This is a genomic window from Clostridium sp. AT4 (genome assembly GCF_001517625.2).
Taxonomy (GTDB): Bacteria; Bacillota; Clostridia; order Lachnospirales; family Lachnospiraceae; genus Enterocloster.
Genome location: NZ_LN999828.1, coordinates 507838 through 520598, shown reverse-complemented (window position 1 = coordinate 520598; position 12761 = coordinate 507838). Strand labels below are relative to the sequence as shown.

Annotated in this window: 1 protein-coding gene; it reads right to left on the bottom strand. The window is 48.1% G+C overall.

Translation table 11 applies throughout. The features are described from left to right. Positions 1-288: 288 nt before the first annotated feature. On the bottom strand, positions 289-12573 hold the full coding sequence (locus BN3656_RS08665; RefSeq protein ID WP_066546713.1) for a SpaA isopeptide-forming pilin-related protein: 12285 nt from the start codon (positions 12571-12573) through the stop codon (positions 289-291). Positions 12574-12761 lie beyond the last annotated feature (188 nt).

The following is a 12761-nucleotide window of genomic DNA, read 5'->3' as shown; positions in this document are numbered from 1 at the left end:
GTTAAAACTCCTTTCAAATTGAAATTTGATGTAACAGTTTAGGACGGCGTGATAGCAGAAACAAAAACAGACGTCAAACTTGCTTGTACGCACAATTTTTCCCCTGCCTTCACATCGGATGGACATCCGATTTCTTCAGTCGGACTGAACATCCGGCTGAAGGATGCCGTCCTGCTCCATACAGTTTAATAAGTATCGTGTTCCTTGTTAATTTTATCACGTTATACTCGTGTTTATTTTCTCACAAAATACGACATTTGTCCAGTGATTTATCCCTGTTGCAACTGCCTATTTTTGACTCTTTTTTACAGAAAAATCAGCAATTTTTATAGATTCTCTTCCCTTTTCTGACTCTTCATGGGGAATGATGGCATGCAAAACCAGGCGCTTTCCCCAACCGTGACAGGTAGAAAGGGTCAGAAAATCTTCATTTTCATATTTTTTAATCCCCGTATCATAAAGAGACTGTTGGGACATCGCAGTAAAATAGGCTTCCCGCTCTGTTTTTGTCATCCCTGCCTGATACGGTGAATGATCATTTTCCTGAACCACATGGCAGGAAAAAATAGGGCAGACAATCCATTTTCCCTGCCTGAAAATCCGAATACAGGGCGATTTTCTAAAAAACTCCGAATCCATATAGGCCTTAAGGCCTCCAAACATGGAGCCGTCTTTCATATTATGGCCATAGAGAACCGTGTGGCCGGACGCAAACGGTTCCGTAAACGGATCTGTAAAAATTACTCCCGATACGCTGTCCTTCCCCTCAAAGCTGTGGTTCAGATAAAAGGAAGTGTCTTTTCCCCTGACTACAGGATAATCCATCTCTGTTTCCGGAATATGGAGCCAAAAGGAATACTCTGGATTCATCATCCGCAGCATTTCTTCATCCGGCACTCCCCCATTCTGTTCCCCTTTCTGAGAAATGCCGTTTCCATCTGCCAGAACGATATTTAAATCCCCGTCTTTCTCTGCAAATGCGTTATTCCGGAGAATCTCATAATCCCTCCTGGCCTGATGATAAAGCTTTGATACCGAAAGAAAATGAAAAAGACATACGACGGAAACAACCAGAAACAGTATCGGAACAAAATATCTCCTGCACGGCTGTTTTTTTAGAAAAAATCTCCGCGCACAAAGCCCCAGAAAAAGGGCAACCGCTCCCAAAAGCAGCAAATCCATCAAAAAAATGGACTTTCCTGCTCTGATCCCTTCTGTTATCACACTGTTTTCTGCTAAATTCTGCCCCTGATTTTTAACAGCCGCTCCATTTTGCCCGGCATGTACCAAACCGCCGTACTCCACCCGGCAGTCCCAGACCTTCCTCTTTCCATAAGCAGTCAGCTTCCTGTTTTCATCCCCTGAGCTCGTATCTTCTCTCCGGATCCCCTGAATCTCATAATCTGCCTCTGAAAGTCCGGCTGCCTTAAGGAGCTGTCCGCCCCGGGACAGAAAACCCTCCGGCTCTCCATCCCAGATTACTTCCTCTCCCAGTACATATCCCTGAACATTTTCTCCTAAAACAGAAAGCTCCAGTTCAAAATCCTCCTGCCAGCGCTCATTGCCATATTCTCTGCGGATCTCCGGAAAAATTCTCTCTTCTGTTTTACCTGTCTGAGGATTTTTCACTGATATACGGGCCGTTTCCGGAAGAATCTCCCTTTTCTCTACCGCTTCATACAGAATCGTCTGGGAAATATTCTCCGTATTTCCCTCACAGACCGTCTCCGCATGGGCGGAAACAGAAAACAGCAGACAGGCCCCCGTCAAAACGCCAATCACTGCCAGCATTTTCATTGTTCCAAAGCGTCCCTTTCTCTTTCCTTCACGCTCAGGCAGAGTAAGGAACATTCCTGCAAAAAACAGCAGTGACAGAACCATCCATTCCCGGTACGCCATGGTATCTCCGGTGCGTATGCTCCCTGAGCCGCTGCCTGAACCATACGTAAAATTGCCAAACCGTTTTTTCGGCTGATACACCGCCCGTATCTGTCCCAGGGTCTTCTTTCTCTTAAAATTATAAACCGTAAGACTTCCCTCTGTACCTCCGTCCTCTTTTATGGTAAATTCACAATAGCTTTCCGTTCTCTCATAGCCGTCAGGCGCCATTGTTTCATAAATACGGTACGTGCCGGGATGGGGCGCATGGAACACAAATGTACCCTTTCCTTCTGGATTTTCTCCTGAAATTCCCTCCTGTACGATATGCTCTGCGCCCGTCTGCCCTTCCACGCTTCGGATTTGCAGAGCGGCTCCATCCAGAGCTTCCTTTGTATCTCCGTCCAGTTTTCTTATAATTACCTTCATTTCCCTGTCTGTTATCTCATAATCCCCCCGGTATATCTCCCCCTGGCTGACTGTAAAGCTGTGAAGTACCGGATCCAGTCCATAGCCCTGAGGCGCTTTTGTTTCCCGGAAGGTATAGGTTCCATCAGAAGGCTTCGGGATGGAAAAATATCCCTTTTCGTCACTTACTGCCCGATCCATCTCATTTCCCCACTGGTCATAAAACGTAAATTTCGCTCCTGGTACAGGCAAATGATTAACATCTGTCTTTTTAAAGGAAATGTACTCCTTTTGAGGCCTGTGGCTGCCTCCGCCGCCGGAAGAAGTGATTCTCGTATTCGCAAAGGAAAATGTCTGAATTTCAGCGGATTGATCCTCTATTTCAATTTCCATATCCTCTGCCCTTTCATAGCTCTCAGGCGCATACAGCTCATGGATCCGGTAGCTTCCCGGCTTAAGCCCCACAAAGGTCTTTGGGGTGTGCTCTTCAGAGGTCCACTCCTCTATCACTTCCCCTGTATCCGTTTGGATCAGCTGCAGCCTGGCTCCTGCCAGAAAAGCTCCGGAACTACGATCCGTCTTGGCAATCTGTACAATGACTGTATAATTTTTCATCACCAGCTGCAAAGCCTCTTTCATACCGTCCGCAATGGTAAAATAAACAGGCTCTGCCAAAACATTGCAGCCCTCCGGCGCTTTCTGCTCTGTAAGGCGGTATTCTCCTTCTTTAAGCCCCTTTTCTAAATGAGGCTGATCTCCGCTGATCCACTCTGCCGCTGTTTCCCAGCGGATTTTCCCCGTATGGCCTCCGTCCTCCGCAGATATCTTTCTCTCTAACCGAAGCAGGGCGCCTTTTAACTGTTCTCCCGTATCTCCCAGTTGTTTTTCCACCTTCACCCGATTACTGTCGTTTTCCGGATCATGCTGCACGTTCAGGATCTTCGTCCTTTCATCCTTATATTCAAACTGAAATTCAAAGTCCGGAGCTGAAAGCATATGGCCGGGAGCTGCCTTTATTTCTCTGCACACATAGGTATAGGGGGCAAAGCTTCCGTTAGAGGCCAGATACCCGGCAGGCTGCTTTTCAAACACAGCCCTTCCTCTGAAATCGGTGACTGCCTTCTGACAGGAAATTCCCAGCGTTTTGTTAAAGAGCTCAAATTCTGCTCCTTCCAGTAAAAGTTCATGATCGTCCCCATCATGCTTGATAACCTGCAGCACCCCATCGGGGATTTCATCCTTCATTTCCAGTTTCTGAATTACTCTGGAATCTATAACAGAAAACGGCAGATCTACGGACTGTAAAAAACCATAGGGCGTCATTTCTTCTCTGAGAATATAATCCCCGTCCGGAATATACTCAATCAAATGCGGCTTTAAATCCCCTTCTTCAAAACCCTCCGGGATGGTTCCCGCCTCTGCCTCTTTCTGTGTATATTTTCCATCATTTCCTGAAATCCACCTTGCTTCTTCCTCACGGCAGCTCCCATCCTTTTCCGGGATATGGAGGATCAGCGCTTCACTGGATATCCTTCCATCTTCTGATACCGGATAAATGGAAAGCTCCGCTCCGGCCACCTCTTTCCCGCCGGAAATCACACGTTTGGACACAGAAAGCTTTAATGGCTCATCCTTCATAGACCACTGTCCTACGGATACCATATGACCCTTATCGGGAATCTCAATCAGGATTGGATCTGCTGTGGCATACCCTTCCGGCGTCTGAGTCTCCGCCAGTACATAGCTTCCCACCGGCAGATATTCCATCCGGATCGATGCATTCTCTGTATAATAATACCTTCCCTGAAAGGTTCCAGGGATATCATTATACTGATAATCATATTTCATAATAGGGTGAAGTCCTGCTGCATCCGTTTCCACCCGTCCGGTAGCTGCCACTTTCTGTCCATCCTCCCATGTAGCTGCCCGGAAGGTAAATACAGCCAGATCCTCCCGAATGGCCGGATGGCCCTCTTCCATCACCGGCCTTCCCTCTGCATCCAGAAGGGCTCTGTAAAGGGTAAGTCCTGTTTCTGTATCACCGCAGAGCACCTCGTCCCGCTTTCCATCCAGTTTCCAAACCTCAATGGCTGTAAAATCGTCCTCCATTTCAAAGCTCTGAACATGGCCTGTTTCCTGTATTTCCACATTGACAGACTCCGACTGTACATAGCCCTGGTCATAAGGACAAAGCGTTTCCTCCAGCACATAAAATCCAACGGGAATGTGGTCGATCCAGTGAGGTTCATCCGTAAGGATGGGATTTCCCTGTGAATTCTTTTTCATCACGCCTTTATCATCATACGCATATCCGCTGATCCAGGCGGCCCAGGGCTCCCCCTTTTTGTAAATACCGGTTTCTTCTGTTTCCGGTCTCCCATTTTTATCCAAAAGAGCTCTGTAAAGGGTCATCTCTGCCCCTTTGATCTCCTTTTGTGTGCGGATATCAATTTTTGCAAAGGCAGCTTTTGTAAATTCATCCTGATGGAAATATTTCTGAGGTCCTTTCCTATCCTCAAGGATCAATCCCTGATACGGAGCCTGGACATATCCCTGCTCAAACGGAACGCCTTCCTCCTGTAAAATGTACGCTCCAAAGGGAAGGCGGGCGATCACATGAGCTTCATCCATCCCTTCTTCCTTTCCATCCGGGCCTGTGCTTTCTCCTGTAACCCAGCGTTCTTCTTTCCATACCGGCTCTCCGTTTTTATAATATACCGGAAGTCCGTTTTCATCATCTGCGCTCTGCTTGTCCTTATAAATAGAAGGCGCTCCTCCGTTTTCTCCCACGCAGATCGAACGCACCGGGATTTTTTCTCCCTTTTCATCTGCCCGATATGCAATGATCCTTCCATAATCATCCCTGACATAGGCCATACCGGAGGCTTTATCTGCAAAGCATATAACATTTCCTCTCTCATCCAGTACCTGCAGTTCTCCTGTGTGGATATCCTCCCGCAGCCGTCCCTGGCTCTTCTCCTTCTCTAAATCGTAAAAATACAGCTCTATGGGTTCATTGGGCTGCTTTTGATCCTCCCAGAGATCCAGCTTGCCCGGCCCCAGATCTGTACCGCTTTTTAACAGCTCCCTGTGGGTACCTGTATGCGTATTTACTATTTTTTCTGTCCTTCCCTCACGGCTCAGGACTGTAACACCCTCATACCCGCCGTTTTTCTTTGGCTCCAGACAGCTTCCTTCATAAAGCACCAGCTCTGCCCCGGAAACCGGCCAGTCAAAACGGATGCCTTTTCCCGTAAATGTACCATCCAGCTCATACAGAAGCTTCACCCGGTCCATAGCCTTTAATTCCTGCTCGGTTCCCTCTATTATGTGTTCGGAATATGAGTCAAAGGCCTTTGTTACATAGCCGGTCCATATTTGCTTTTCCTGATCAAAGGTAATTTCCCTAACATCCCCTCTGGCCTCCAGCTTTTCCTTTCGCCCGCTTACTTTATAGAGGAGCAGATCGCCCCTGTCATTTACATAAATTTCCTCCTGATTTCCTGTAAAGCCTCCGCTTGCTTCTTCTTTTCCCTGAGCATCTGTCTTTTTTAGGCCGTTCCCATTTCCAACCAGAGAATCGCCGTCCTCCGTCTTGTAAATCCAAAGCTCTGATGGGTAATCCTGTACAGGTACCTCACTTACCTTCTCAGTGCCTCTGCGGTTTTCCTCCCCGGTTACAGGAATGGCATATTCATACTGTCTGGCCGTTTTTCTCTCCCAGCCATTCCCTTCCTTTAAGGTGTTTTCCTCATAGTAAACGACCTGGTCTCCGTAAATCTCAAAGGCTACGGGCCGGCTCTTTGTATATCCCTTCGGGGCCTGAACCTCTACCAGCACATAGGCTCCCGCTCCCAGAGGACGCGCCGTTTCGATATAGCCCACAGGTACCTCACACAGTCGTCCGTCAATCACCAGCTCCTTTAAGGTAGAATAGGATCTGAAAATTCCCTTTTTTATCCCATTTTCATCTAGCTGGCTGATCCTCTGGCTTTCATCATAAAGGGGAATCCCATCCTCATCCAGCCGGATGGGAACATCACTTTCAGAACTATTGTCTGCTCCCACTCTTGGGTAAAGAATCTGCTTCCCGTTTTCATCTTTCACCGGCTTTCCCTCTGCATCCACAGCCGAACCGAAGAGGACCTGTCCGCTTCCTCCTGCCGTGCCGGTTCCTGTCTTTTTTACATCCCGCTTGGCAGCATAGATACGAAAAAGAGCCCCGTCATGGAAAATAGTTTCTCCCGTTTCTGCATCCATCTTTTCGATCCGCAGCCTGGAGCTGAAATAGGTATTTTCAACATCCTCCTGAGCAAAGGAAACATAGTTAAAATTGGCTCCGCTTCCTGACGGATAAAGCGTTTCAATGCTTCCCGTATCCGGATTGACCCGGTCTGTGGCAGGGGCAAGAACCGTCCAGGGTACAAGCATGGGAGCAAATTTACCGTGAATTGCAGTGCCTTCCCCTTCCATTACAGGAACCTGATCCCGGATCTGCACCTGTCCGTTTTCCGTTTCATTTCCATCATAGACAACCCCATCCATGATTCCCTTATTCTCACTTTCACTGGTATAGCCACTGTAATAAGCCTTTACCGCCGGATTGGCTCCATCCATATATTCTTCTTCATAAGGTTGTGAGGAAGTAAGGCTGTGACCGGGACGGCTGTTTAGATCCAGACCGTATTTATATACCTCAAATTCCCCATCCTGACCGTTCGCCCGGATCACATGGCTTTCTCCGTTAAAACGGATCTTATACTTACGGACCAGTTCCTCGGCAGAATCTGTACTGTTATAACGGAAATAGGAACTTCCTGTTTCATCCAGAACATTTTCTTCCCCGGTCTGCTCATTTTCCACGATTTCAGGCACAAAAGGAAGCGTAATTTCTTTTGGTTCCTCAATCCGATAATGACGGTTTGCCAGCTCCCCTTCAAAGGCAGAAGGCTGCTGCTCAACCATCACATATTCCCCGTAAGGCAGCATGATAGAGGTATCAAAATAATCATCTTTCCCATTCCGTGTGCTGCACTGAAGGGTCTTTTTATCCCGGTCTGCACCCCCTGACGGATCCCGATCCCAGGCAATCGAAAGCTTCTCATCCAGTCCCTTAAACCGCTCTGTATAAGCTTTGGCCTCCTCTTTGGCCTGTGCAAGAGCCTGCCTGTAGGCCCTGTCTTCGTTCAGATCTGGCTGCTGCTTTAAAATCTCCTCCTTATATGCTTTTACATCCACATAAGACAATGCAAATTCTGTCAGCTTCTGTTCTTCTGCCTCAGTTCCCGGCCTTTGGTCTGCTGTATACAGTGCATCAAAAAACTTTTTATAATTCCAGCTTCCGTCTGCTTTTTTCTCTAAAAGCTTCTGCCCGCCGCCATCCTTTGGCGGCAGAAAATGAGCCTGAACTGCCTCTGTAAAATCTTTGCTGCTGATATCCTCTGACAAAAGATTTCCTGCCTCATCTGCATAGAGATTTACAAGATCGCTCTTTAAATATAACCGGAATTTAAACTGATCCAAAAGCTTTGTTCCTCTTCCGGAACCACCGAAAAGTCCCAAAAGCGCTGTCATGGGATCATTGTGGACCGAACCGTATGTGTTTACATTTTCATAGGATTCCTGTGAAATGTCTTTGGAAACCCTCACAGACTGTTTAATCGCCCGTTCCAACACCTGAACCGGTTCTTTTTGCGTCTCCCCATCCTGTACCGGCTGATTCTGGCCCGGATAAGACAGCAGCACCGGCTTTATATAGCTTCCCGGATCCTGTTTTATGATAGAAGAAGCCACATCCACAGCCGCTCCCATTTCATGGATCAGATACTGATTATACGGGATTGCTGTTCCGTGAAGCTCGATGGTCTTTTTATCCGTAACCGCCCGAAATACATCCTGTACGTTCTGTCCTTTGACCGATTTCGGAATAAAATGGATCGTATAGCTGCCTGCGGATGCATCCCACACGGCCTCCACAGGCTCCTTTGCCAGAATCTGGTATACGACCTCTTTTTCTTCATAAACAGGCACCTGCTCCATCTCAGGAATCGGATTTCCCTGAACGTCAAGCAGGATTTCCCCCTCCTTATAACGCTCATAAACCGGCTGACAGCAGACTGCAGCATGATCCAGGGTGTTTTCCTCTAAAAGTACCTCGCCTTCAAGCTCTCTCTTTTCTTTCAGCGTCACTGTACGGCTTTTGAGGCTGTAGGTTCCCTTTTCGTATTCCAACCAGTAAATTCCCTGCTCCGCTTCCTTTTTTACATACATCCGTTGATCTGCCCGGTCATAAATACCGCTCATAGGAGGAATGTTTCCCGAATGATCGTAATGCAGACGGGCAAACCACTCTCCCTCTTTTTCATAGACCGCTCCCACTCCGGCGCAGTCATAAAACCCATGCTCTGTATACCAGTCCAGTATCTGACTGGCCGCTGTGGAATTATCCAGAAAAGAATTTTCTTTTTTCAACGGGATATTGACCCAGGGAGCACCCATTTCTTCCGCTGTCAGATGATAACCAAGCTGAGCCAGCATGGCCTCTGCCTGCTCCTTTAAATAATCCTCTTCCACAGGCTGATCCCATAAGGAGAGATCCTCCGGCTCTGCTGTGCCAAAAGGATAGGGAGCTGTGCGGAAACGGTAGGGAAGCGTCTCTTTTAAAGGAAGCTTTTCCTCTTCTGAACTATCTTCTTTTAATATAGGATTTCCATGCTCGTCTGTTTTCAGTTCACCGCCTGCAGCCTTTTTATAAACAGGCGTTCCATGTTCATCCACCTTTTGCTGCGGTACTGTATTTACAATCTGCTTTACATTTTCCCTGCGTTCCTCCGAACTCAAACGGTAAAACCGCGTATGCTCCGGATAGCCTGTAATTGTAATATCATAGCCATTTTCTGCATCATACGATTCGATGGTAAAGTCATTCCAGGAGCCGTCCGCTTCCATACTGTTGTGATCAGAAAGGCCATTTTTCACCCAGGCTGAACCGGAAGAAATCACTGTAACGCTCTCATCTGCCTCCCGGTTTGTCTCTGCCTTATTAAGGCCCTGCACAGAAAGCTCATATCCCTCCGACCGGCTCAATTCCATAACGTAATAGCTGCCCATGAGAAGGGGACGTCCAATCCAGACCGAGCCGTTTTCTGACTTATAATCCGGATAGATTTTCGTTCCAAAGCCATGATCGGATGAGGTAATCTGACTGCCCTGATACAGATTTTCAGGCCCCGTAAATGCAGAAACCTCTGTACCGCTGCCATTCCACAACGTACCCGGACATTCAGTGTATGCTAAAAATGAGGCGTTCCCCTCCTTGTCTGTGGCAGCGATGGCTGTCAGCTGATCCCTGCCATATACGACACCGCTTTTCCCATCCGGATGAATAATGTCCTGAGCAGCAAAAAGACCGTATACCGCTCCCTCTAACGTGGCATTTCCCTGAGTTTTTCCATAACTTCCTTCGGGATTTCCTTTATAAAGCTCCAAATCCCGCTTATTGATATGAATCCGTCCCTCTGTCCGGTGATCCCAGATTTTGAAACGATAAAGACAGCGAAGAGGATCCCCATAATCGGAAGGATCCATTGGCTCCAGATCATCATCTATGAAATCCGGAAGTACAGCATAAAGACTGTCCCCCTCTTCCTCATCCTCTGACAGAAATGAAAAAAGTGCTTTTAAGCTGAATGGGTGTTTCTTCTGATCCTCTCTGATTTTTTCTCTGGGAGCAGAGGTATATTCCGGTTCGGATAGAGGGAAGGGGGCAACGGGATGTTTTATGTATTCAAACTGCTCCGTAACCGGCATATCTTCCTCCTCCGGCAGCAGTCCTTCCTCCTGTTCCCCCTTCTCTGGCAGCTCTTCCTCCCGTTGTGCATCATTGGATGTAGCCAAAAAGTGTATCGGAGCAGAGGAAAATGGACTTAAAAGACGGCTGCGCAAATGAGGACTTATGGCAATTTCGGCAATATCCGGATCCCTTTTCTCTGCTACGCTGCCGGATTCCTGGCTGCCCGGCTGGTTCCCGGCTTCTTGTCCGCCAGTTTTCTGACTGTCTGGCGGATTTTCTGAGACTTCTCCACCGACTTCCTGACCGCCCGATTGATTTCCAGCTTCTTCTCCGACATTGTCCTGCTTGTCTGACGGATTTCCCGAACTTTCTCCACTACTTTCCTGCCCTTCCGGCGAATTTCCGTTTACTTCTCCGCCGGTTTCCTGCTTATCTGACGGATTTCCGGCCTCTGTTCCTTCCATTTTCTCATCTTCCGACGGATTTTCGACCCCTTCTCCTTCCGTCTCATTCCATCCTGACTGTCCTCCCGCCTCTTCCTTATTCCCGGCTTCTCCACCAGTCTGCTGACTGTCTGGCCGACTTTCCAGTCCCTCCTTATCCGGTTCCTGTGCGCCGGCCTGCTCCTGACCTGACGCACTCTGGGTCTCCTGAACACCAGTCGTTTCCCCGGCACTTTCCTTCTTTGCCGGTTCTGTACGTTCCTGTTCCCGGATTTCAAGGATGCTCCGAAGCTCTTCCAGATCCATTTTCTCCCCTTCCGGGAGCAGACAGCGGTATCCCCGCTCCTCTCCCAGCGCTTCTAAGCTCTCTCCATACGTTTTTAAAGCTGGAAGCCCCATTTCACCGGAAACCTCCATCTCACCCTGCCGTACATTGCCTTCTGCCTGGGCAGACATAAGAACTACGGTTTCAATCATGGGGTCATCGCGGTGCGTTCCGTGAATGGTATACCCGTTTCTGGCCTTTTTCTCCTCTGCGGTGTACCCATACTCCAGACGGATAAAATTTTCATACGTCTCATCCCTGTCCTCCAGCATTGCTTCCATGGCTTTTGTGCTCTGGCTATGGTTATCTTCGTCCTCATTTCCCACATGAAAGTCACAGGTTCTGCTGCAAAGCTCCTGTTCTGCCAGCCACTGGCTGCGCAGTCTTTCATTTTCCTCCTCACAGCTGCATTCCTCTGCCTCGTCTCCTTCCCCCTCTCCCTCATGGTCGCATTCAACCCATTCCGGCGCAGGATGGCCCATACAGTAGGTTTTGCTGTAATGATAACTGCGGATATCGCTGTGGGAAGCCGTTCCGTTTTCATCTGTGGAAATCACATCACAGAGAATACGTTCCTCCGGTTTTGGAGACATGCAGTTTACATAAACCTCTCCTGTGCTTCCGTCCGGATTTCCCTCCTCATAGCCGTGTTCATTGACCTGACCGAAATCAAAGGTTTCCCATACGTTAAACTCAGCCTCCTCTAAGGGCTTTCCTGTTTCTGCGCAGTATTTTTCCACCTGCACCTTATAATTGGACTCAAATACCTCTTTATGCCTGTAAAGTTCCAGTCCCGGACCTTCCTGAGAGTCCAAAGACGGGCCTGCTTCAAACCAGACCTCTGCATCCGTATCCGCCATATCCAGCCATCCCATCTGCATCTGGTATTTCTCCTCCGGCTGGAAAATGTAAGCGTAATACTTTGTTTTAATTCCGCTTAAAGGCCCGGAAGAAATCCGTCCGGAAGGTGTTTCTCCCTGATAGATAAAGGTAACAGAAGTTCCGTCTGCTCCTATTTCATAGATCCAGTTCCCGTCCGGAAACTGCCACACTGCATTCTTAAGCTGGGGGCAGCTGCTGATATCCAGAGTAAGCTCATATCTCCCATCCTTGAGCTCCATTCTCTGCTGGCGTCCGTTCCACTCCGGCAAGTCCGTATTTCCCTGATTATCGTATTCCTCCAGACCATTTTCCACATATTCCCGCATCTCATGGAAAAATGGGAGCACCTTTCCATCCCGGATCACGCCCTCTAATTTGTGCATCATCTCCTCCTGCACATCCCAGGCCTCCTCATAGCCTGCAAGGCACCCCCAGAGATAGGTCTGCACCATAGCATATCGGGTCTTATCATAATAATTCCCGGACACCATCCACTCATAAGCTAATGTCATAGGAAGATACCGGTCAAAGCTTCCGATGACAGGTACAGATGCTCCCGGCTCTGCGTCATACCGGGTATAGGATGACACCGTATGATTGGGCAGCTTTTTTCCGGGCTGAAGGCAGAAGGCCGGCACATGGCCTTCCACCGGATTTACATAGTAACATGTAATCGAACGGTGGCTGTGTCCGAAAATATTGATGGGACGGTTCTGAAATGCATCTCCCCGGATGATCATTTCCACCGTGTTCTCCTTTGCCGCCGACTGGAAGGGAATCCCCGTAATGAGAATAGCGGCTGCCAGAAAAAGGGCGCAAAAACGCCTCCAATGTCTTTTATTCACTTGTTATGTCCCCCTTGGTTTCTCCTAAACAGTTACATTTGTTTTATAAAATAATCCTACCAGGCCATATATGGACATTCCCCCTTTTCATACAGTCCCCGGATATACGATCCGCAATTACGGGTGCGCAAAATACGCCTCGTCTTTCCAGGCTCTGTTCTGATTCAATTTTTCTGTTTTTGTTCTGA